Raw genomic sequence first — 20,930 nt, 5'->3', positions numbered from 1 at the left:
ACCAGTTAGTAGCGCGCCAGTGTATGTAAAGGATTTCGTTTGTGGCGTGTCGTCCCAGATACGTCACGGCGTCACGCCCCATATCGCGGCGATACCGAGCGTCGTGGTGATAGCGAACAGGATTTGGAGGGGTGCGCCCACCCGAACGTAGTCGGTGAACTTGTACCCGCCCGGCCCGTAGACGAAGAGATTCGTCTGGTAGCCGACCGGCGTCATGAACGCCGTCGAAGCCGCGAACGTGACCGCGAGGACGAACGCGAAGGCGTTGGCGTCGAGTTGGACGGCCGCCTCCGCGGCCACCGGAATCATCAGCACGACGCTGGCGTTGTTGCTGACGATGTTCGTCAACACCGCCGTCACGACGTAGAACAGGCCGAGGACCGCTATCGGCGGGAAGAAGTCGGCCGACAGCACGAGCAGGTCGGCGATCAGGTTGGCCGCGCCGGTCTCCTCCATGGCGATGCCGAGCGGGATGACGCCCGCGAGCAGGAAGATGACCTCCCACTCCACGGCGTCGTAGACCTCCGGCGGTTCGAGGACGCCCGTCACGACCATCACCAGCGCGCCCGCGAGCGCCGAGACCATGATGGGGAGCACGTCGAGGGCGGCCAGCGCGACCACGGCCGCGACGATACCCACCGCGAGCGGAATCTTCGATTCCCGGTAATCGGGTCGTTCGACCTCTTGGGCCACGATGAAGTCGCGGTTGACGTTCAGACGCGAGATGCTGTCGGGCGTCGCGTAGACGAGCAGGGTGTCGCCGACCTGCAACTCGGCGTGGTCCATGCGCTTGCGGATGAACTCGGGACCGCGCCGGAGCGCGAGGACCGTCGCGTCGTAGCGCTCGCGGAAGTTCGCAGTCGCGAGCGTCTTACCCATCAGCGACGACCGGGGCGCGACGACTACCTCCACCAGATTCCGTTCCTCGTTCGCGGTTTCGAGTTCCTCCTCGGTCACGTCGACGTTCGGGACCAGCGCCAACCCCTCGGCGTCGATGAGGTCGAGGAGCGTGTCGCGGTCGGTCCGGACCGCGAAGATGTCGTCGGCCTGAATCTCCTTGGGACCGAGCGGTTCGGCGAACGACTGCCCGCCGCGGACGAGTTGGACGAGGTCCACGTCGAAGTCGATGTCGGCGAGCGCGTCCCCGACGGTCCGACCGACCAGCGGCGAGTCGCCGCGGACGACCACTTCGGTCAGGTACTCCTCCAACTCGAACTCCTCGGTGAGGTCGTCCTCCGGCGGGATGCGAGCGGGCGTGAGCCACCGACCGAGGGTCATCAGGTACGCCGTGCCGACTATCGAGACGAGGACGCCGAGCGAGGTGAACTCGAACATCGAGAAGGCGTGGAGATCGCCGAACGCCGCCGGGTTCTGCTCGCCGAGGCGGGCCGCGAGGTCGCTGGCGAGGATGTTGGTCGAAGTCCCGATGAGCGTGAGCGTCCCGCCGAACATCGAGGCGTACGAGAGCGGGAGCAGCAGTTTCGAGGGAGAGGTGTTGCCCTCGTGGGCGAGGTCAGTCACCATCGGCATGAGGATGGCGACCGCCGCGGTGTTGTTGATGAACCCCGAGATGGAACCGACGACGCCGATGGTCGCGCCGAGTTGCCGGGTCTCGTCGTCTTTCGTGAACGCCGCTATCTTCCGGCCCAGAATCTGGACGACCCCGGTCCGTTGGACGCCGTAACTCAAGATGAACATCGCGAGGACGGTGATAGTCGCGGAACTGGCGAACCCCGAGACGCCTTCCGCGGGCGAGACCCGCGTCCACGGTTCCAGCACCATCAGCGCCACCATGATGCCGATAGCGGTGATGTCGATGGGGACGGGTTCGGTGGCGAACAGCACCAGCGCTACGAGGATGACGAGAAAGACGACAGCGATGCCCGGCGTCAGCGAGAGTACCACGTCGGAGTACAAGTCGCGGCGAGGTCAAAAAAGATACGACCGCCGACCGCGGCCTTCGCTACCGGTTTTCCCACACCGTGACGCGACCGTCGCCCGTGACAACGACTAGATAGTCGTCGATGGAGAACTCGAACTGCCAGTGGCCGTCCGACGACCGGCGCTCGAACAGCGCGTCGAGGGCTTCGAGGTCCACCGCGTCGTAGAGTTCGAGGTCACAGTCGGTCGGGTCCACGCCGTGAGCGGTGGCCACCGCGTCGATTACCGTCTCGCTGAGTGCCGCCGACCCGTCTGCGTCGTGGGTCGTCTCGTACGCCGCGGACCGTTCGCGACGCGACCGGTCGTCGTGTGCTGTCGCCATCGGTACGAAGTTGCATGTTCCGGTACATTAAAACCCGTCAGACTGGCGTCAGACGCTGACGGTAAAAGGGGCGACGCGTCGAGCGATAGGAGTCGAGGTCCGAAGTCGGAGGTTCGCGTCCGAGACGGTCGTCACGCGTCACCGGGAGGGGTCACTCCTCTTCGCCGTGGAGTTCGAGTTCGGCCACGATTTCGAAGGGATGGCTGTCCTTGCGAATCCCGTCGAGAATCTTGAACGCCTCGTCGGGCGCGAGGAAGTGGCTGGTGACGACCCGGCCGAGGTCGGTGGGTTCCAGTCCGTCGATGAACCCGTACTCCAGCAGTTTGCCGAGGGCGTGCTTGGTCGGGATTTCGCCGATCATTCGGTCGCCGAGTCGCTTGGCCTGGTTCCCGGCGACCGTGATGTTCGCCAGCGTCTCCTCGACCGCGGCGCTCTCGTCGTAGAGGGTCTGGACGTCCTCCATCTCGCCTTTCAGGAGTTTGAACGCCACTTCGTCCTCGCTCATCTCCATGCTGTTGTGGTACGCCGCGTCGGGTTCGACGAGGACGTACACCCTCCCGCGGTCGTGGTAGTCCGGACGACCCGCGCGCCCGAGCATCTGGTGGAACTCCTGCACGGAGAGCCACTCGATGCCCATGGCGAGCGTGTCGAAGATGACCTGCGAAGCGGGGAAGTCCACCCCGGCCGCGAGCGCCGCCGTCGTCACGACCGCCGCGAGGTCTTGGTCGGCGAACATCCGCTCGACCTTCTTCCGGCGACCGTAGTCGAGACCGGCGTGGTAGGGCGCGGAACTGTACTCCAACTGGCGGGACATCTCGTGACACCGCCGCCGGGAGTTGGTGAAGATGATGGTCTGGCCCCGGTAGCCCTGCGAGGACTTGGTGTCGTACTCGCGCTTGACCAGTTTGTTCTCGATGTCGGGTTTCTCCTTGCCGTCGGCGAAGGTGACGTGGCGTTCGAGCGGAACCGGACGCTCCTCGTACTCCACGAGGTTGGCCTCCAGCGACGCCGCGAGACTCGACGGGTTGCCGACCGTCGCAGAGAGGTAGACCCACTGCGCGCCGCCGTAGTCGTCGCGCCGACTGGCGCGCGTCTCGGCGTAGTGCTTGAGGCGCGCGATGAGACCGTCGAGGCGGTGGCCGCGCTCCTGTTCCTTGAGGGTGTGGACCTCGTCGATGACGACGGTCCCGATGTCGCCGAGGTCCCGGCCGGTCCGGAGCGCGTGGTCGACGCCCTCGTAGGTGCCGACGATGACGTCGGCGCTCGGGTCGAAGGCGTGGCCGTCGTCCCGGACTCGGCTCGCGCCCACGCGGATGGTCACGTCCACGAGGTCGCCGTACTCCTCCTCGAAGTCCTCGTGCTTCTGGTTGGCGAGCGCGACGAGCGGAACCAGAAAGAGCATCTTCCCCTTCCCGTTCAGCACGCGGTCGATGCCGGTCATCTCGCCGACCAGCGTCTTCCCGGTCGCGGTGGCGCTCACGACGAGTTGGTCATCGCCGTCGAGCAGGCCGTTCTGGACCGCGAGGCTCTGGACGGGAAGCAGTTCCTCGAACCGGGGTTCCAGCAGGTCTTGGATGCCCGGATGGAGGTTCAGCGAATCGACGCGGATGTTGTCCACGTCCTCGACGTTGGCGCTTATCTCGTCGAACTTGGTGAGGTCGGGGTCGAGTTGTCCCTTCAGCAGGTTCGTGATGCGTTCGAGGTCCTGCACGTCCAGCAGGAGGTCTTCGAGGCGGTCCTGCGCTTCGCGGGTCATGTCGCCGCGGAACGAGAGTTCGCGCTCCAACTCCTCTTTCGCGCAGTCGGGACAGATGTACTCGCTGCCCGCGTCGATAGCCGTCTCGCTCGTGATGGGCGAGTAGTGGCCGCTCGACGCGCAGAATCGGCACGTTCGGACGGCCTTGGCGTCAAGTTGGTAGGCGTCGAGCATCTCCTGTAGCTCCTCGCGGCCCGCCGCGGAGGTCTGCTGAGAGATGCGGATGCGGTCGGCTCTGCGTGCGATTTCCACGAACTCGTCGGGGCTTCGCGGTTCCTCGCTCGTCCCGCGCTTGATGCGGAACCGGCCGGGCCGCGGCCCGGCGCTCGTCTCCTGCAGTTCGAGTTTGGCTCGGAAGACGCGTTCGCCGTCCCGGTTCACGACCGCGGTGTAGTGACCGGACGACTCGTGGAGGAACAGCGCGTCCACCTGTGGGACCTGCTTCGACACGTTATCCGGTAATAGCTCGCGGTATTTGAGCAGTTCGGAACCGCGGATTCGGTCGTCCCTCGCGCGCCGTCCGCGACTCGTGTCGGGACTGTAGTTCGCGACGGGAGTTCGACCGTGGCGGGGGAAAGGCGAGGAAACGCGGCCATACCGGTGGTTAAGCTCGCAATAACGGACGGGACGTGGCCGTTATTCTCGCGATACTCCGCGGCAACCGGCAAATAACAAAGACTCCATCGTGGTAAGCCCCGACCGCGACCAGATGGACTAACTATGAGGGGGAGACACAACACGCGGTTACCTGAGCGGTTCGACGAGCAAGTGACGCTTGAGATAGACGACGCGGACGGCACGCCGACGGTCCGAATGCAGGACGAGTCGGCCGCCGACGCGTGGATTTCCGCTGACATTCAGGCCCTCGTCTCGCTTCCGGAGTACGAATAGCTTCTAAACGGTGGCGCTCACTCTACCAGTTCTATCTCGTCGTCGCCGTTCGGCACGGCGCAGATGAACGCGCCCGGTTCGTCGCCCTCGTTGCGGTACCAGTGGACGACGCCCGCGGGGATGAGCAGCGAATCGCCTTCGCTGACGGTATGTTCTTCGTCCCCGATTCCGACCGTGTACTCGCCCGAGAGGACGTACTGCTCGTGTTCGACCTCGTTCGTGTGTTCGGGTACCTCCGCGCCGGGGTCGAGTTCGAACCGCCGGATGGCGAAGTTGGGCGCGCCGCGACTCTCGTCGATGAGGACGCCCTTCCGCATACCGTCGGCCGCGCCGACCGCTTCGTACTCGACGTCCTCGCTTCGGCGAATCAGTGGCTTGGGTTGCTGGCTCATGTCCGAGGCTACGCGGGCGAGTGGTAAAAGGTTGCGTCGAAAGGCGAGACGAGAAGTAGGCGGACTTCCGTTGGTATTATTTTACTTTTCGAGCGATACGTATTCGACACGATGTTGGACGTGCGCATCGACGAACTGGAGACGGAAGACGAGTGGAAAGAGGCGTTTCCGGTAATGCGACAGCTCTGGAAAGACACGAGTCACGAGTTCACGCGTGATTCGTTCGTCGAACTCCTCCACGAGTTAACGGAGATAGAAGGGTACCGATTGTTCGGCCTGTTCGTCGACGAGACCATCGTCGCCCTCGCTGGCGCGTCTCTCCGCATGAGTGCGTGGTACGGGCGGTACCTGTGGGTATACGACCTCGTGACGGACGCGGACCATCGCTCGCGCGGCTACGGAAAACAGCTCCTCTCGCACCTGAAACGCTGGGCGGAGAACCGGCAGTGTGAGACCATAGCTCTTGCCTCCGGGCTCGACAGGGAGAACGCGCACCGATTCTACGAGAACGCGAACATGGAGAAGTCCAGCTACGTCTTCAAACAGACGTTGAATCGGTGATCAGCGGGGTCCCCGCAGAAATTTCGATGGCGATGTGAGGACACGCACGGTGGCGACTGCTATCCGAGATGAGGGATTTTCACGGAGTCGAACGAGAGTCTATCAGTCCGACCGCGGCGCTTCCGACAGTTCCGCGTACGGCGTGAACCCGTCGTCGGGAGTCACAAGTCCCGACTGGAGCGCGCACGCCGCCGCCCCGAGACCTCGCGACGAAAGCGGCCCGCGGCGCACGCACCGGAACGCGATGTTCTTGGCCGCGTTGTAGTCGTCGTGGGCCGACGCCTCGCACTTCAGGCACTCGAACTGGTTCTCGTCGAGATTCCGGTTCTGCGGATGCGTGAACCCGCACTCCATGCACCGCTGGCTGGTGTACTCCGGGTTCACTTCCACGACTGCGATGCCGCGCTCGGCCGCCCGGTACTCCACGAACGAGAGGAGTCGCTCGAACAGCCACTCCTGAAACGGCCCGGCCTCGGGGAGCATCTCGACGACCTCGTTCCGTTCGCCGAACGCGACGAGTTCGCAGTCGTACCGTTCGGCCTCGGCGACGATGCCGTTCGCCACCTCGTGGAGGCGCTGACGGACGAACCTGTCGAGGCGGTTGCCCGTCTGTCGCAGGGTCCGGGCCGCGCTCCTCGTGCCGGTCGCCTCCAGCGACGCCTGCACGCGCTCGAACTCCTCGCGGCGGTGGTTCAGTTCGCCCGCGTCGAAGAACTGGGCGGTGCTGGTGACCGCGAGGTTTTCGACGCCGAGGTCCACGCCGAGGACCGTCGCGCCCTCCGTCGGCGGGTCGATGGCGGGCTTGGGCGTCCGGAACCCGACGTGGAAGTCGAACTCCCCGTCGCGGTAGTGGAGCGTGCTCTTCGCCGGTTCCCACTCCTCGTCGTCGAGATACTGCGACTGATACCCGCCGTCTGCAGGGAGTTTCAGGTCGCACCGGACGCGCTCGCCGGTCGTGGTGAGGCTGACCGTCCGGTCGTCGAACACCGTCATCGTCCGGGTGTCGAACGCCACGGTCGGCGTCGTGAACTCGGGCTTCTGGCCCTCGCGCTTCCGGGCGCGCTTGATGGCCTCGGCCGCGCGGTGGGTCGCCAGTACCGCGTGTTGACTGCCGAGGGCGGTCTCCTCGCGCAGGCGGTCGTACGTGAGCTGTTGGACTTCGCTTCTCGTGTGACAGACACCCCACGCCTCGTTGACTGCGAGTTGACAACCGCGTTTCCACTCCGCGACCAACTCCCGAAGCCGTGTGGCGTCCGTCGGAGACACGGAAAGTCCGGTGACTGCCGTCCGTCTACAATACTCGGTGTCTGCCACGTTGTACGTCAGTGTCTCAGGGGGCCTCTTGAATACTTTGGCTTGGCCGTAAAGCCTAAGTTAAACGCGTTGATGGCTTCCGAAATCCGGCGGGGAGAGTCCTCCGGCCCCACTGTTAATAGTCTGCCACGGGTACTCACACGTATGAGAAGTTTCACCGTCGGTCGGGCGTTCGGCATCCCCATCAAACTCGACCTGACGTTTCTCCTCATCCTGCCGGTGTTCGCGTGGCTCATCGGCTCGCAGGTCGGACTCTGGGTGGAAAACCTGAACCTATTTCTCGACCCGAGTCTCAGCAGCGAGACGCTCACCGCGGGGAATCTGGAGTGGATACTCGGGGCCGTGGCCGCCGTCGGCCTGTTCGTCGGGGTGGTTCTCCACGAACTCGGCCACTCGCTGGTCGCCATGCGCTACGGCTTCCCCATCGAGTCCATCACGCTGTGGATATTCGGTGGTATCGCCAAACTCACGGAGCAACCAGAGGACTGGCGGGAGGAACTCCTCATCGCCATCGCGGGTCCCGCGGTCAGCATCGCGCTGGGCGTCGTCTCGTACCTCGCGGTCCTCGTGACTCCCGGCGGGTTCTCGACCGTCCGATTCCTCTTCGGCTACCTCGCGCTGATGAACTTCACGCTGGCGGCGTTCAACCTCCTCCCGGGGTTCCCGATGGACGGCGGCCGGGTCCTCCGCGCGCTCCTCGCTCGCAACCGGGGGTTCTCCGACGCGACCCAGACCGCCGCCGAGGTGGGGAAACTGTTCGCCATCCTGCTCGGACTCGTCGGCCTGTTCGGCGGTAACTGGGTCCTCATCGGCATCGCGTTCTTCATCTACATCGGCGCGACTAGCGAGGCCCAGCAGACCGTGATGAACGCGGCGTTTCGGGACGTGCGCGTCCGGGACGTGATGACCGACGCGGACGACCTGCGGACGGTCGAACCCGACACCTCCGTCGCCGACCTGATGGAGACGATGTTCCGCCAGCGCCACACCGGCTACCCGGTCGTCGAGAACGGCGAACTCGTCGGGATGGTCACGCTCGAAGACGCCCGGGAGGTGCCGGAAGTCGAGCGCGACGCCTTCACCGTCGAGGACGTGATGTCCACCGACCTGAAGACGATTCCGGCCTCGGACGACGCGATGTCGGCGTTCGAGCGGATTCAGGAACACGGCATCGGTCGCCTGCTGGTCATCGACGCCGACGGCGAACTCGCGGGACTGATATCCAGAACCGACCTCATGACCGCCTTCGACATCATCCAGAAGAGCGGTCGGGCCGACCGCATCACGCCGAGTGACCAGCCCGTTACCGAGCGCGAACAGCCTTCGCAGTAGCCGACGCGGCATCACGAACAGCACGGGCCAGAGATTCGGAATCGTATTCTTTTCTTAACATCTTCCCAATTTATAGTAGTTTTATTACATTTATGGTTCCGATAATTAGGGGCGAGTAAGAAACCTACCTAGGAAATTTTATATAACCTCGGTAGAAAGCCACCCGCTGTGACTGATACGCCCGGTGAGACACGTCGCGAGCGAGGCGACCGCTCGTGGCGATTGACCAGCATCGTAGCGGCGTTGTTGCTACTGACCGCCGGGTGCACTGCGGGTCCGTCGGCGACCTCGACGAGTACGGCCCCGCCAACTGCGGACTCGGCGACCGCGACGAGTACGGCCCCGGACGGACCACCGACGGACGACGGCGAGAACGCGACGAAGAGACACCCCTCCCTCGACTCCCGACTCGTCAGACTCCTGAACGCGACCGACAGGAGCGCGTACGCGGCGCGTAACGGCCTGACGTTCAGGAACGGGAGTGTCCTCGTTATCGTCGAACTCCGTCAGAATCGGACGCTACCCGCCGGGTTCACCGAGGACGTGCGAACGCGGCACGGCCGCCTCGTTCAGGCCAGCGTCCCCGCCTCGACGCTCCGCTCGCTCGCCGACCACGCGAACGTGAGTTACGTCCGCCCGCCCCGCCAGCCGGTGACCGAAGCCCCTTCTCAGGAGACCCCCGGAAATGACACGACCAACTCGTAGCTACGCGGCAGTCGCCGTGGTACTGTTGTTGATTACCGCGACGTTCGCGCCCGTCGTGACCGTCAGCGCGTTGCCGTCGGTCGGGTCCGGACCGCCGGTGACCCACGGCGTGGCCGCGTCGACCGCCGGTAACGACGCGACGACTACCCCGACGGAGACTACTTCGACCACGACGACGGCGACCACCACGGCCACCGGCGGGGACGGAACGACGACCGACGTCGCGGAGACGACCACTTCGACCGCAACGTCCGGTGGAGACGGCCTGCCCGGTATGGAGGACTCGCGGCGGTCGAACGAGTCGAAATCGAACGGCAAGGTGTCTTCCCGAGTCGCCGATATCGTGGCGAACGCCGGGTCGGGTTCGACGGACTCCGAACTCGTGGCCCAGAGCCGAGACGGAACGACGTTCGTCACCGTCGTCCTCGAAGCCGCGCCGGGTCGCGGCGACGACGCGGTTGCCGCGGCCCGCCGTTCCGGCGGCCGGGTCGAACAGCGATACGAGAATCTCGTCAGGGCGCGACTTCCGGCCCCGGCGGTCAAGGCGGTCGCAAACGCATCGGCGATTCAGTTCGTCCGCACGCCGCGACGCCCAAAAGTGACTGACGTGACCAGCGACGGGGGACTGGGCGACATGAACGTCGGAGGCGTCCACCAGAAGGGTTCACCGGGGAGAACACCACTGTCGCGGTCATCGACCTCGGGTTCAACTCGCAGAACTCCGAGATAGCCGACAACGTGGTGAAGACGATGGACACGTACGACGGGGACTTTCAGGACGTGTCCGACCAACACGGGACCGCCGTCTCCGAACTCATCGTCGATACGGCCCCGAACGTCTCGCTCGTCCTCATCGACGTCTCGACCGGGATGGGCATCATGGAGGCGGCGGACTACGTGGACAACCACCCCTCTATCGACGCGGTGTCGATGTCGCTCGGCTTCCGGAGCGGTCCCTTCGACGGGAGTTCGACGCTCGACCAGCGCATCGCCACCTCGGTGGACCGCGGGACCCCGTGGTTCATCTCGGCGGGGAACGCAGGCGGTGGGAAGCACCTCGACACCACGTGGAGCGACAGTGACGGGGACAGGTTCCTGAACTTCGCCGGGGGAGACGAGACGCTGAACGTCACGGCTCCGTGCACCGGGTGTAGCGTTAGCGTCTCGGTTAACTGGAACGACTACCCGGACAGCAATCAGGACTACGACGTGTTACTGTACGACGACAACGGAAACGTCCTCGACGAGAGTCAGACCTCGCAAACCGGGAGCCAACCCCCCGAAGAGTTCGTCTCCGGGTCCTCGTCTGCGGGACCGCTACACGTCGCAATCAGAAAGGAGAGCGCCAGCGGTACCGCCAGATTCCAGATATTCAGCAACGACGGCACGAACCTCGAGTACAGTTCGAGCGCCACCAGTCTCACCCGCCCGGCGACCGAGGAGAAGGCGGTCACGGTCGGCGCGATGTACTACTACGACGACAACCTCGAAGCCTTCTCGTCGCGCGGTCCCACGGTGGACGACCGGCGAGGCGTGGACATCACCGCACCCGACGGCGTCCAGACGACGGTCTACGACCAGTTCTTCGGCACGTCGGCGGCGGCCCCCTACACCGCGGGCGTGGCGGCGCTCGTCGAAGGCGCGACGAGGAGAGACCTCAGTCCGTTGGAGATAGAGAACGCGCTCACGAGTACGGCGGTCGAGATGAAGGGCGACGAACCCAACTCGCAGACCGGGTACGGACTGGTGAACGCCGAGGCGGCGGTCGAGGCGACCACCGAACCCGAGGCGTCCGCCCCCGACAAGTTCGACTTCGGCGCGTTCGACACCGGGAGCGTCGAGTCCGACAACGTGACTGTCGTGAACACCGGGATAGCACCGCTGAATCTGACCGACGTGTCGCTGTCGGCGTCGAGCGCGTTCACCGTGACGAGCGGCGGGTCGGGCGGCGTCGTTCGACCCGGCGAGTCCCACAACGTCACCGTGGAGTTCGCACCGAGTTCGTACGGCGAGAAGTCGGCGACGCTCAGCGTCTCGCACAACGACACCGACGCGTCCCCGACGGAAGTGACCGTCTCGGGAACCGGTCTCGCGCCGGTCGCAACCGTCGGCCAGACCAGTGTCGGCTACGGCGACGTCGGAGTCCTCGGCGAGGGTCGGTCCGCCGACGTGGTCCTCACGAACGACGGTAACGTTCCGCTGAACGTGACGACTCTGCAGGTGTCCGGAACCAACGCGAGCGAGTTCCGGATTAGCGGCGGTGACGCGACGCCCGTCGTCGCTCCGGGCGAGAGCCACGCGGTGACGGTCTCGTTCGACCCGGAGACGATGGGGGAGAAGTCCGCGACGCTCTCGTTCGAACACAACGACTCGGACACCTCGCCGACGACCGTCTCGCTCGCCGGGACGGGGGTGGACGCGAGCGGACCCGTGCTCGGGAACGCTACGGTCACCGACGCGACGGACGGTAACGGCGTCGTCGCCGACGGCGATACGGTGTCGGTCGCAGCGAACGCGTCCGACGTACTCGGCGACGTGAGTTCGGTGACCGTGAACGGGTCGGCGTTCGGAGTGGGGAACGTCTCCCTGACCGACGACGACGCGGACGGGCGGTACGACGCGACGGTCACCGTGAACGCGTCGGAGGGTGCCGCGGACGGCGAGTACGTCGTCGAGGTGGCCGCCAGCGACGGCGCCGGTAACTGGAACGCGACCGCGGCGGGGACCCTGACGCTCGACACGACGGGTCCCGAACTGACGATAGGAGACCCGGCGAACGGGAGCGCGACCAACGCCAGCGCGATATCGCTCGCCGGGACGGTCGGGGACGCTCACTCGGCGGTCGCCGGAGTCGAGTTCGAAGCGAACGGGACGTGGTACGACGCCGCGGTGGACGCGAACGGAACGTGGGAGAACACCACCGAGACCCTCGGGAGCGAAGGGACCTACGTCGTCCGCGTTCGAGCGACCGACGTCGCCGGGAACCTCGCCTCGGAGAACGTGACCGTGTTCGTGGACCGGACGGACCCGACGCTCACCGACGCGTCGCTCGGCCGAACCAGCCAGATTCGGCCGGAGGAGAGCATCACGGTGGCGACGAACGCGTCCGACTCGTTCACCGGAGTCGCTGAAGTCGTCACGGACGACGGCGCGCTCTCGGCGTCGAACGACGCAGGGAGCGACTGGGACGGGAGCGTCGAAGCGAACGCGAGTCTCGGGGACCACTCGGTCACCGTCACGGTCAGCGACGCCGCGGGGAACACCGTCGAGAAGACGCTCCCGTACGAGGTCGGCGTCCACGCGAATCTGACCCGGAGCGACGCCGCGAACGACAGCACGCTCGTCGCGCGTCCGGAACGGGGTGCCGTCGAGAACGTCACCATCGACGTGACCGGCGCGTCGGACAACGAGTCGCTGATAGCCGGGGCCGCGAGGACCAACCCCACCGGCGTCGCCGCGCCCGACGCGGCCGAACTCTCGTTCCCGCAGGTCGAGACCTCCGTCGCCAACGCGAACATCTCGAACGCCTCGTTCGCGGTGACGGTGCCGCGGTCCCGCGTCGAGTCGCAGTTCGCGCTGCTGGACACGGTGACGTTCTGGGTCCACGAGGACGGGACGTGGACCCGGACGAACGGGACGCTGGTCGAGCAGAACGGGACGAGTCTCACGTACGCGGTGGCGACGCGTCACTTCTCGACGTTCGCGGTCACCGCCGACGCGGACTCGACGAAGCCGACGATTTCGTCGGTCGGACCCGCGGGCGGTAGCACCGCCGACAGTCACGACGTGAGCGTGACCGCCGACTACGCCGACGACTACGCGGGCGTGGACCCCGCGAACGTCACCCTCTCGGTGGACGGCGAGGCGGCGACGAGCGAGGCGACCATCGACGCCGACGGACTGGCGTACGACGCGAACCTCTCGGACGGGACCCACAACGTGACGCTCAGCGTGCCGGACCGAAACGGTAACGTCCGGACGCGGAGTTGGTCGTTCGAGGTGGACACTTCCAGCGGTGGCGGCGGCGGTGGTGGTGGCGGCGGCGGCGGTGGCGGCGACCCGCCCGAACCCGTGGTGCAGGTGAAACTGACCGACGTGACCGCGAGCAGCGTCCGGGCCGAGGTCATCAGCGCCCGGGCGGGAGCGGCCGGAGAGGTGTCGGTAGACGGCGGCATCGGCGCGGGCGAGGTGACCGTGCGCTCGGTGTCCGTCCGACCGAAGAGCCGAGAAGCGACGTCGCGATTCCTCGTGGACGCCAGCGTCACCGAGACGCCGCCGGACGGCGCGAACGCGCCCGACGTCGCCACCCTCGGCTACCTCCGCGTGGGGACGACGTACATCTCCGACTCGGCGCTGTCGGCGGTCGGCGTCGAGTTCGCGGTGCCCGCCGACGCCACCGCAGTGCCCGAGAACGTCGCGCTCTACCGACTGTCGGACGGCAGTTGGACGCGGGTCGAGACGTCGGTCGCTGGCGAGCGTGACGGTCGGTATGTGCTGAAAGCGAGCGCGTCCGGAACCGGCCTGTTCGCGGTCGGCGTCGCGTCCGCGGAGACCGCCGTCACCGACGCGTCCGTGGACGCCGACAGCGTGGAATCTGGCGAGAGCGTGACCGTCACGGCCACCGTGGAGAACGCGGGGTCCGGGACGGGGACGACGACGGCGGAGTTGACCGTCGATGGCGAGACGGTTCGGACGAAGCAGGTATCGGTGTCGGCGGGCGGTTCCGAGACCGTCACGTTCGAGGTGGCGCTCGACTCGGCGGGCGACCACGAACTCGCTGTCAACGGCGTCTCGGCCGGGTCGGTTTCGGTCGCCGGAGCCACGACCGAGGCGGGTCTGAGCGAGTCTGACGAACGCGGGAGCGAGGCGGACGGAGTCGGCAGCGAAGGCGCTATCCCCGGGTTCGGTCCGGTTACTGCGCTCGTCGCGCTGCTCGCCGGACTGCTAGCGGTTCGGTGGGATGGGCGTTCCCCGTAGGCGATTCGCCTCGGGAGGGAACTTTATCCCCGCGACGAACTCAGTGGTCACCATGTGCGGCAGAACCTCCCTGTTCGCTCCGCCGGACCTCGTCGCCGACCGGTTCGGCGCCGAACCGGTCCGACCGCTAGAACCGAGGTACAACGTCGCTCCCGGACAGCGACATCCCGTCGTCCGAAACGACGACACCGACGCCATCCGGTTTCCGACGTGGGGGTTAGTTCCCGAGTGGGCCGACGGGTCGCCGTCCTCGGGCCACATGAACGCCCGCGCCGAGACGCTGGCCGAGAAGCCGAGTTTCCGCGAGGCGTTCGCCGAGCGCCGGTGTCTCGTCCTCGCGGACGGGTTCTACGACTGGAAGGAGACTCCGACCGGCACGCAACCCTACCGCATCGAGCGCGCCGACCGTGACCCGTTCGCCTTCGCGGGCCTGTGGGAACCCCGGAGCGACGGGAGCGGAACCGACGCCACGTTCACCGTCGTCACGACAGAACCGAACGCCACGGTCGAACCGATACACCACCGGATGCCGGTTATCCTGAACCGCGAGGAGGAGCGTCGGTGGCTCCGGGGCGGCGACGATGGGACCGATACCGAGGACCTCGCGGACCTGCTCGACCCCTACCCCGCTTCGGAGATGCGCGCCTACCCGGTCTCGTCGGCGGTCAACGACCCGGACAACGACGACCCGTCGATAATCGAGGAAGTCGCCGCCGAGGAGGACGTGCAGACCGGACTCGACGAGTTCTGAAAACGGGCGCACGACGGTCCCCCTTCGTTTCGAGTGGAGGTTCCTGTGCGCCGTGCAGTCGAGAATGGAGTCGTCCGCGTCGCGGAACCGAAAGAGGATAGCGAGACTGTACGGCCTCCCGGAACGAGAACTTTCGTGGGAGGGTTGGTGACACGACGGCGGGAAGCCAACCCGCCACCAGAGCCTCCGGCGTCGCCGGGTCGAGCCGTAACCTTGCACGCTCTGCGCCCAAATCGCCGGGCGCATCTCCGTCTAATGCCCGGTTCGGACTTTGTTATGGGCCGTGTTCGCGCCCGAAGGAGGTGGTTGTAAAGAGTGTAGCAGGTGGCTGAAACGCAGTCCGGTCTCTTCAGAGGACTGGTCCGCCCGCGGTAGAGCAAGCACACGCTACGCGGTACTCGAAGTGTTGCTCGCGGAAGAAGGTCCAGGTGCGAGAATCGAACCGGAGCGAGACGTGCTCGCTTCGCTGCGCGCGACTCGCAGAGTTCGATTCTCTCCGGAGGACTGCTCCGCTCGCGGTAGAGCAAGCACACGCTACGCGGTACTCGAAGTGTTGCTCGCGGAAGAAGGTCCAGGTGCGAGAATCGAACCCGCGTCTCAGCCTCCACAAGGCTGAAGGATGGTCCACTACCCCAACCCGGACACGCAGGTGGTGGTAATGTCCTGCGATTAAAATACGTTACGACTCTGCGCGATACTGCCAGACGGTGACAGAGTCGGGTCGGAATCGGGGCGTCGGCGTCGCTCGGGCGACGACACGCTTTTCAGCGCCAGCGCCCTATCCACGCCCAAGCGTGGCCGTCACCGACAAAATCTACGTCAAGAACCACCGCCAGATCGGCTCCCAGTTGGAGACCAACATCCCCAAGGGGGCCTTCAAAGGGGCGACCCTCGACATGCTGTTTCAGGGCGAGAACCTCGCGCAGTTGGACGACACGACGCAGGAACGCGTCCTCGACTTCGCGGAGGACTTCCTCGACTGCGACTGCCAGAGCAACCCCTACTGCGGATGCGCCGAGCGGAAGTTCATGCGCTACCTCCTCGGTCTGCGCGAGCAGGGGTTAGGTCCCGAGAGCATCGTGGACGTGATGACCGACGACTACATGGTCTACGCCTACCCCGGCGACATCCTCTCGTTCCTCGACAACTCGGTCCGGACCCTCGAAGCGGTCGAGGAGTTGGCCGACGTGGAGGGCGACGGCGAGATGGCGGAACAGGCGCGACGGAAGAAGCAGAATCTGTCGGGATAGACGGGCTACCCGAGGCGGTACGTCTCGTCGGTGTCGAGTTCGTCGTCGAGTTCTTCGAGGTGGACGACTTCCTCGGCGTCGTCGCTGGCTTCGAGTTCTCGCTGGAGTCTGCTGACGTACTCCTTGTACTCCTGTAACTGCTCGCGGAGGTGTTCGGCTTCGAGTTCGAGTCGCTCGTGTTCCCTGACGAAGCTCTTGGGCACCTCCACCTTCGGCGGGAACTCGTCGCCGACCTCCTCGCCGAGTTCGCTCTCGGGGACGACTTTCACCCGGCCGTCGTGGGCCACCAGCAGGTCCACGTAGTCGCGGAACACCGCCGACAGCGAGAGGTCGCGCTCCTCGGCTATCTCCCGGAGCGTCTCGAAGGAGTCCTCGTTGACCCGGAAGGAGATAGTTTTGTTCTTGTTGCCCATCTTGGTGAGAAGTCGCACGCGATACCACTTAAGGATTGGTCAGACGGCGGAGCGTCGAAAGTTCGGCCGAACTCTCTATCTTGGCGTCGAACACACTTGAATTCGACCCCGATTCTGTTCGGCCGAGAACGAGGTTGCTCGTCTTGAGTACCCGGTCCGTACCCGCGAACGTGATGACTCACGAGCGACGTGTCCGTCCCCTCGACCGACTCGGCGAACCGCCGAACTCGGAGGTAGAACGGTGGTAGATCCCGCGACCGCGAGCAGACTCCAGTTCGCGGTGACGACTATCGTTCACATCGTCTTCCCGGTGATGAGCATGGGTCTCGCGCCGTTCCTCGTCTACTTCACGTGGAAGGAGATTCGGACCGGCGAGACCCTCTACGAGCGACTCCGTCGGTTCTGGACCAAGATATTCGCGGTGAGCTTCGCGGTCGGGACCGTCACCGGACTCGTCCTCGAATTCGAGTTCGGCACCAACTTCGCGGCGTTCTCGGCCGCGGCCGGGGAACTGTTCGGCGGCCCGCTGGCGGTCGAGGGGATGATGGCGTTCTTCCTCGAAGCCACGTTCCTCGGGGTGTTCGTCTTCGGCCGCGAGCGCGTGAGCGACAGGCTCTACTTCCTGTCCTCGCTCATGGTCGGTCTCGGGACGTGGCTGTCGGCGGTCTGGATTCTGGTCGCCAACTCGTGGATGCAGACCCCTCGCGGCTTCGAGGTCGCCCGCCGGAGCGGCGAGATGACGATTCTGCTGACCGACCCGATAGCCGCGTACGCCAACCCGCGGTTCCCGTGGATGTTCGTCCACATGCAGAACGCGGCGGTCCTCTCGGTGGCGCTGTTCATGGCGGGCGTCGCGGCCTACCATGTCTACCGGCGCGAACACCTCGGCGTGGTGGACGGCGGGAATCTGGACGCCGAGTTCTGGCGCGCGACGCTCAAAATCGCGCTCGCGGTGCTCGTCCTCTCCGCACCCCTCCAAGTTATCCACGGCGACGCGTACGGCCGCCACGTCGCCGAGACCCAGCCCCAGAAGTTCGCGGCGATGGAGGCGGTCTGGGAGACCGACAGCTACGTCCCCGAGTACATCGTCGCGTTCCCGACCAGCGTGGACGACCTGCTGAACCCGCGGGCCAAGGACATCTTCGGCATCGGCATCCCCGGCGGGGCCTCGTGGCTCGCCTCGGGCGGGGACGCGCAGGCCGAGATAACCGGACTGAACGAGTTCGAGGGGTCGCCTCCGGTCGCCATCGTCTTCTGGGCGTTCCGGGCGATGGTCGCAATGGGCTTCTGGTTCGTCCTGCTGGCGTTCTGGGCGGGCTATCGCTGGTGGACCGGCGAACTGTTCGAGGACCGCCTGCTCCAGAAGGCGCTGATGGCGTCGTCGGTGCTGGGTATCGTCTGCGTCGAACTCGGCTGGATAGTCACCGAGGTCGGCAGACAGCCGTGGGTGATTCAGGGCGTGATGAAGACCACCGAAGGCGTCTCGCCCGGTCTCACGGCCACCGAAGCGACGCTCACGCTGGCGGGGTTCGTCGGGGGGTACGCCGTCCTGCTCTCGCTGTACACCTACGTCGTCGGGCGACTGATTCGGCGGGGACCGGAGCGACCAGAACCGGGCGAGAGCGAAGCGACGTCCGACGGCGCGCGAGCGCCAACGCCGACCCCGACGGGGGCGGGTGACGATGAGTAGCCCGCTCCTCCTCCAGACGGTGTGGTTCGGGGTCGCGCTCTCGGACCTCTGGTTCGGCGTCGTGTTCGCGTTCCTCGCGATTTTCCTGTTCCTCGACGGGTGGGACTTCGGCGTCGGGGTCGTCTTCGCCACGCGAGAGGACCACCACCAGCGCGAGCAGTGTCTCGCGGCTATCGGCCCGTTCTGGGACGGCAACGAGGTCTGGCTGGTCGTGTTCGGCGGCGGCCTGTTCGCGGCCTTCCCGCCGGTGTACGCCGCGCTGTTCAGTCGCCACTACCTCCTGCTGTTCGGGGTCTTGGCGGCGCTGGTCCTGCGCGGGATGGCCCCGGAGTTCTACGAGCAGCGCGAGGACCGGCGGTGGCGGACGTGGTGGGGCCGAGCGTTCGTCGCCGGGAGCGTCGGCGCACCGTTCCTGCTCGGAGTGTTCGCCGGGAACTGGTTGCTGGGCGTCGAGGGCGTCGCACCCGCCTCGATAATCGTGGGTCTCGCGGTCGTCGCGCTCAACGTCGCGTCCGGCGCGGCGTTCCTCCGACTGAAGACCACCGGTCCGCTGGCCGAGGAGATGGCCGACGACGGCGCTCGCGCGATGGCGGCCTACCTCGGACTGGTCACGCTGGCGCTCGGTTTGCTGGCGCTCCGTCCCGGACTCAGCGGCGCGCTCCTGTCGCCGCTTCCGGTCGCGCTCGTCGTCGGGTCGGTCCTGCTCGGTGTCGGGTACGTCGTCGCGGCTCGCCGGGACCGCCCCTACGTCGCGCTCGGCGCGTCGGGCGTCGTGACCGGTGGACTCGTCGCACTCGTCGCGGTGCTGATGTACCCCGTCGTGGAACCGGCGACCGGACTGACCGTCGAGGAGGCCGTCGTCGGGTCGCCCGCGGTCGAGTTGCTGACCGTCGGGGCCGCCGTCCTGATTCCGCTGGTGCTGACCTACTTCGGAGTGCTGTACTCGGCGTTCAGCGGCCCCATCGACCCCGAGGAGTCGTACTGACCGGCCGGAACGTTCAGGGCCGTTCCGGCCGTGGCTCCGGGGGTGACTGGTCTGGGTCTGCAGGTGGGGCTTCCGGACGTACCGGAGACCGGATACCTCGGCGTGGCCTGGAGCGTGCTGGAGTTTCTGGTCACGTTCGCGGTGGCGTACGCGGTCGGCAGGTGGGTCGTCGAACCGGGACTCGACCGCGCGCTCGACGGTTGGCGCGTCCCGAAGACCGCCGCGAACGCGTTTCTGAAGGTTCTCCACGTCGCAGTGGTCGTCGTCGCGTTCCGCCTCGCGCTCGACGTGGCCGACTACGGCTACCTGCTGTCGGTTCCGCCGACGGTGGTCGCCGCGCTGACCGTCGCAATCGGGTTCGCCAGTCGAGACATCGCCGCGAACCTCGTCGGCGGCGTCTTCATCGTGACCGACCCGGAGTTCAACATCGGTGACTGGATTCGCTGGCAGGACCGGGAGGGCGTCATCGAGGACATCAGTTTCCGGGTGACGCGCGTCCGCACGTTCGACAACGAACTCCTGACCGTCCCGAACTCCCAACTCGCCACCAGCGCCGTGGTCAACGCTGTCGCCAAGTCGCCCCGGCGCATCTCCCACACCTTCCACGTCGGCGACGACGAAGACCTCGGCGAAGTGGCGTCCATCCTCGTCGCCGAGGCGAGGGCACACGCCGACGTACTCAATCGGCCGACGCCGACAGTCCGCGTGGTCGAACTCGACGACGGTCGGGCGGGCGTGCAGGCCCGCTACTGGATATCCGAACCGTCGCGCGAGGCGTTCGTCACCATCAGGTCGGAGTATCTCGAACGAGTCAGTCGCCGGTTGAACGAGGCGGGCATCGAACTCCCGGAGAACTGGTAGGGCGGGCAGGTTCGCGGACGAGTCGTTCTCCATCTGCGGAATCACAGTCACAGAGTTCGGAGAGGGAAGTCACCGGGTTCGGAGAGAGAAGTCACAGGGTTTCCGCGAACGACCGCAGGAGTTTGTTCTCGGCGCGCCGGAGGTGTTCCTCGGCCGTCCGGCGTTCGACGCCCACCGCGGCCGCGATTTCGGCGGTCGTCGCGTCCCGAGGAATCCGGTAGTAGCCCATCTCGGTGGCGGTCACCAGCACCTCGCGCTGGCGGTCGGAGAGGTCCGGCAGGGCCGAGTCGAACGTGAGCAGCGGTCTGTCGGCCCTGACCGACCGCACCTCGCGCTTCGACTCCACGACGACCGGGAACTCCGCCGCCACGTCCCGGTAGAACGCGGTGAGGTTCGCCGGGTCGAGCGCCAGCACCCGACACCACTTCCGGCCCTCGGCGTACCTGAGCGGCGGGACGAGGAGGCAGTCGTGGACGGCCAGCGTCGCCTCGATGGGGTCGTCGCCGCGCTCTTTCAGGCAGTCGTCGGTGATGAGCAGTCGCTCGTCGCCCTCTACGATTCGCTCGCGGACCCCCACGGCGTCCTCGACGTGTGCGACGACCGCCTCGCCGCCCGCACCGCCGACGTGCAGGAGGTCGCAGTGGTCGTTGCACCAGAGTTCGACCGTCGTGTCGGTGCCCGCGGTAGCGTCGGCGTACGCGCCGGGATGTTCGATTCCGATGACCGCTTCGTGCATCTACCGGAGAAGCGGTCGCGATAGCACTTAAAGTACCCTCCTTGAGGCGGTAT

Annotated in this window: 18 protein-coding genes and 1 tRNA gene; 11 read left to right on the top strand and 8 right to left on the bottom strand. The window is 66.1% G+C overall.

The window, feature by feature from the left end:
* Window positions 1–63: 63 nt before the first annotated feature.
* The 3 genes from NGM06_RS05870 to NGM06_RS05860 form a co-directional block, all read right to left on the bottom strand.
* Complete coding sequence (locus NGM06_RS05870) at window positions 64–1,905, bottom strand: SLC13 family permease (RefSeq protein WP_379793277.1); 1,842 nt, start codon at window positions 1,903–1,905, stop codon at window positions 64–66.
* A gap of 58 nt (window positions 1,906–1,963) precedes the next feature.
* Window positions 1,964–2,263: a HalOD1 output domain-containing protein gene (locus NGM06_RS05865; RefSeq protein WP_254269378.1), complete on the bottom strand. Its 300-nt coding sequence runs from the start codon at window positions 2,261–2,263 to the stop codon at window positions 1,964–1,966.
* Window positions 2,264–2,414: 151 nt separating this feature from the next.
* Window positions 2,415–4,469 (bottom strand): DEAD/DEAH box helicase, encoded by a 2,055-nt coding sequence (locus NGM06_RS05860; protein WP_254269377.1) that lies wholly within the window; start codon window positions 4,467–4,469, stop codon window positions 2,415–2,417.
* Between the two features lie 270 nt (window positions 4,470–4,739).
* Here NGM06_RS05860 and NGM06_RS05855 point away from each other — a divergent pair, with 270 nt between their 5' ends.
* Window positions 4,740–4,910, top strand: coding sequence for a hypothetical protein (locus NGM06_RS05855; RefSeq protein ID WP_163523098.1), 171 nt, complete (start codon window positions 4,740–4,742; stop codon window positions 4,908–4,910).
* Between the two features lie 17 nt (window positions 4,911–4,927).
* On the opposite strand, the gene NGM06_RS05850 is transcribed toward NGM06_RS05855, so the two are convergent.
* Entirely contained in the window at window positions 4,928–5,302 is a 375-nt protein-coding gene (locus tag NGM06_RS05850; RefSeq protein ID WP_254269376.1) for a cupin domain-containing protein, read from the bottom strand.
* 111 nt (window positions 5,303–5,413) lie between these two features.
* Between NGM06_RS05850 and NGM06_RS05845 the strand changes: the two genes are divergently transcribed.
* The gene (locus NGM06_RS05845; protein ID WP_254269375.1) at window positions 5,414–5,863 is read left to right on the top strand and encodes a GNAT family N-acetyltransferase; all 450 of its coding nucleotides are present in this window, start codon (window positions 5,414–5,416) and stop codon (window positions 5,861–5,863) included.
* A gap of 102 nt (window positions 5,864–5,965) precedes the next feature.
* Here NGM06_RS05845 and NGM06_RS05840 read toward each other — a convergent pair whose 3' ends face one another.
* Window positions 5,966–7,177 carry an RNA-guided endonuclease InsQ/TnpB family protein gene (locus NGM06_RS05840; protein ID WP_254269374.1) on the bottom strand — a complete coding sequence of 404 codons (1,212 nt, stop codon included), beginning with the start codon at window positions 7,175–7,177 and terminating at the stop codon, window positions 5,966–5,968.
* Window positions 7,178–7,321: 144 nt separating this feature from the next.
* On the opposite strand from NGM06_RS05840, the gene NGM06_RS05835 reads away from it, so the two are divergent.
* The 5 genes from NGM06_RS05835 (at window position 7,322) to NGM06_RS05815 (ending at window position 14,942) form a co-directional block, all read left to right on the top strand.
* Entirely contained in the window at window positions 7,322–8,509 is a 1,188-nt protein-coding gene (locus NGM06_RS05835; RefSeq protein WP_254269373.1) for a CBS domain-containing protein, read from the top strand.
* 168 nt (window positions 8,510–8,677) lie between these two features.
* Entirely contained in the window at window positions 8,678–9,214 is a 537-nt protein-coding gene (locus NGM06_RS05830) for a hypothetical protein (RefSeq protein WP_254269372.1), read from the top strand.
* Window positions 9,195–9,944 carry a hypothetical protein gene (locus NGM06_RS05825; protein ID WP_254269371.1) on the top strand — a complete coding sequence of 250 codons (750 nt, stop codon included), beginning with the start codon at window positions 9,195–9,197 and terminating at the stop codon, window positions 9,942–9,944. Before NGM06_RS05830 ends, NGM06_RS05825 begins: the two co-directional genes overlap by 20 nt.
* 20 nt (window positions 9,945–9,964) lie before the next feature.
* Entirely contained in the window at window positions 9,965–14,191 is a 4,227-nt protein-coding gene (locus NGM06_RS05820) for a choice-of-anchor D domain-containing protein (RefSeq protein ID WP_465260985.1), read from the top strand.
* 52 nt (window positions 14,192–14,243) lie between these two features.
* The gene (locus tag NGM06_RS05815) at window positions 14,244–14,942 is read left to right on the top strand and encodes an SOS response-associated peptidase (RefSeq protein ID WP_254269370.1); all 699 of its coding nucleotides are present in this window, start codon (window positions 14,244–14,246) and stop codon (window positions 14,940–14,942) included.
* A 569-nt stretch (window positions 14,943–15,511) separates the two neighbouring features.
* Here NGM06_RS05815 and NGM06_RS05810 read toward each other — a convergent pair.
* A tRNA-His gene (locus tag NGM06_RS05810) sits at window positions 15,512–15,584 on the bottom strand.
* A gap of 152 nt (window positions 15,585–15,736) precedes the next feature.
* On the opposite strand from NGM06_RS05810, the gene NGM06_RS05805 reads away from it, so the two are divergent.
* Entirely contained in the window at window positions 15,737–16,192 is a 456-nt protein-coding gene (locus NGM06_RS05805) for a DUF5814 domain-containing protein (RefSeq protein WP_254269369.1), read from the top strand.
* 5 nt (window positions 16,193–16,197) lie between these two features.
* On the opposite strand, the gene NGM06_RS05800 is transcribed toward NGM06_RS05805, so the two are convergent.
* Entirely contained in the window at window positions 16,198–16,605 is a 408-nt protein-coding gene (locus NGM06_RS05800; RefSeq protein WP_254269368.1) for a DUF8146 domain-containing protein, read from the bottom strand.
* A 241-nt stretch (window positions 16,606–16,846) separates the two neighbouring features.
* Here NGM06_RS05800 and NGM06_RS05795 point away from each other — a divergent pair, with 241 nt between their 5' ends.
* The 3 genes from NGM06_RS05795 to NGM06_RS05785 are packed head-to-tail and all read left to right on the top strand — an operon-like array spanning window position 16,847 to window position 20,141.
* Window positions 16,847–18,295, top strand: coding sequence for a cytochrome ubiquinol oxidase subunit I (locus NGM06_RS05795; protein ID WP_254269367.1), 1,449 nt, complete (start codon window positions 16,847–16,849; stop codon window positions 18,293–18,295).
* The gene (locus tag NGM06_RS05790) at window positions 18,288–19,280 is read left to right on the top strand and encodes a cytochrome d ubiquinol oxidase subunit II (protein WP_254269366.1); all 993 of its coding nucleotides are present in this window, start codon (window positions 18,288–18,290) and stop codon (window positions 19,278–19,280) included. Before NGM06_RS05795 ends, NGM06_RS05790 begins: the two co-directional genes overlap by 8 nt.
* Window positions 19,281–19,322: 42 nt before the next feature.
* Entirely contained in the window at window positions 19,323–20,141 is an 819-nt protein-coding gene (locus tag NGM06_RS05785; protein ID WP_254269365.1) for a mechanosensitive ion channel family protein, read from the top strand.
* A 91-nt stretch (window positions 20,142–20,232) separates the two neighbouring features.
* Here NGM06_RS05785 and NGM06_RS05780 read toward each other — a convergent pair whose 3' ends face one another.
* Window positions 20,233–20,877, bottom strand: a complete 645-nt coding sequence (locus NGM06_RS05780; RefSeq protein ID WP_254269364.1) for a helix-turn-helix domain-containing protein — start codon at window positions 20,875–20,877, stop codon at window positions 20,233–20,235.
* Between the last annotated feature and the right edge of the window lie 53 nt (window positions 20,878–20,930).

The sequence above is a fragment of the Halorussus aquaticus genome, assembly GCF_024218795.1.
Classification (GTDB): Archaea; Halobacteriota; Halobacteria; order Halobacteriales; family Haladaptataceae; genus Halorussus; species Halorussus aquaticus.
This window is presented reverse-complemented; position numbering and strand designations above follow the sequence as displayed.

Excerpts from the sequence above, each read along its gene's own strand:
- NGM06_RS05865 (WP_254269378.1), bottom strand. The coding sequence starts at position 2,263 with ATGGCGACAGCACACGACGACCGGTCGCGTCGCGAACGGTCCGCGGCG.
- NGM06_RS05855 (WP_163523098.1), top strand. The coding sequence starts at position 4,740 with ATGAGGGGGAGACACAACACGCGGTTACCTGAGCGGTTCGACGAGCAA.
- NGM06_RS05850 (WP_254269376.1), bottom strand. The coding sequence starts at position 5,302 with ATGAGCCAGCAACCCAAGCCACTGATTCGCCGAAGCGAGGACGTCGAG.
- NGM06_RS05845 (WP_254269375.1), top strand. The coding sequence starts at position 5,414 with ATGTTGGACGTGCGCATCGACGAACTGGAGACGGAAGACGAGTGGAAA.
- NGM06_RS05835 (WP_254269373.1), top strand. The coding sequence starts at position 7,322 with ATGAGAAGTTTCACCGTCGGTCGGGCGTTCGGCATCCCCATCAAACTC.
- NGM06_RS05825 (WP_254269371.1), top strand. The coding sequence starts at position 9,195 with ATGACACGACCAACTCGTAGCTACGCGGCAGTCGCCGTGGTACTGTTG.
- NGM06_RS05820 (WP_465260985.1), top strand. The coding sequence starts at position 9,965 with ATGGACACGTACGACGGGGACTTTCAGGACGTGTCCGACCAACACGGG.
- NGM06_RS05815 (WP_254269370.1), top strand. The coding sequence starts at position 14,244 with ATGTGCGGCAGAACCTCCCTGTTCGCTCCGCCGGACCTCGTCGCCGAC.
- NGM06_RS05800 (WP_254269368.1), bottom strand. The coding sequence starts at position 16,605 with ATGGGCAACAAGAACAAAACTATCTCCTTCCGGGTCAACGAGGACTCC.
- NGM06_RS05790 (WP_254269366.1), top strand. The coding sequence starts at position 18,288 with ATGAGTAGCCCGCTCCTCCTCCAGACGGTGTGGTTCGGGGTCGCGCTC.
- NGM06_RS05780 (WP_254269364.1), bottom strand. The coding sequence starts at position 20,877 with ATGCACGAAGCGGTCATCGGAATCGAACATCCCGGCGCGTACGCCGAC.